We start from the raw sequence: 852 nt of genomic DNA, 5'->3' as shown, positions 1-852 counted from the left end.
TGATCAGCTCTATCAATTGGGTTTGACGAACAAACAGCTGCAAGCTTGGGCTTCGGTCGATAAAGAGGTCGATGCTTGTTTAACGTGGCTAGCCACTTCTACAAATCATCACATTCTGACGCTGGCCGATCCTTTATATCCCCCTTTACTCAAGCAAGTTGTCGCTCCGCCTCCGTTGTTATTTGTTGAGGGGAATCCCACCTTTTTATCGCAACCACAAATTGCCATGGTGGGCAGCCGTAACGCCAGTTTTGATGGTTTACACCATGCACGTCAATTTGCGGCAGAGTTGGCTCAGCAAGAATTGATTGTCACTAGCGGCTTAGCGCTTGGGATTGATGGCCATGCTCATGACGGTGCGCTACAAGCGGGTGGTAAGACGATAGCTGTGCTCGGGTCTGGTTTAGAACATATTTATCCTGCTCGTCATCGTAGTTTAGCGCAGCGAGTAACAGAAAATGGCGCACTGGTTTCTGAGTTTCGCCCCAATGCCAAGCCTCGCGCAGAAAACTTTCCGCGTCGAAACCGTATCATTAGCGGCTTATCGTTAGGTGTGTTAGTGGTGGAAGCGGCCGAGAAAAGTGGCTCGCTTATTACCGCGCGTTATGCCCTTGAGCAAGGGCGAGAAGTGTTTGCGCTGCCGGCCTCAATTAATGCTCGCAATGCTAGTGGTGGTAACCAATTGATTCGCAACGGTGCCTGCCTCGTAGAGAAAACCCAAGATATCCTCGATGAAATACAGTCTTTACTCGATTGGTCTGTTAATCAAAGTATCGATTTATTTTCTACGTTAAATGATGAAGAAGAATTGCCATTTCCTCAGCTGTTAGCTAACGTAGGAAGTGAAGCTAC

1 protein-coding gene is annotated in these 852 nt (G+C 48.1%); it reads left to right on the top strand.

Annotated features, from left to right (window positions below; all coding sequences use genetic code 11):
- Window positions 1-852: DNA-processing protein DprA (gene dprA / locus R8O11_RS26325; RefSeq protein WP_318194755.1), on the top strand; the 852-nt coding region annotated here is incomplete at both ends.

The sequence above is a fragment of the Vibrio sp. 1288 genome, from assembly GCF_033344475.1.
The sequence above is the reverse complement of the archived record's forward strand: the minus strand, read 5'-3'. Positions and strand labels throughout refer to the sequence as shown.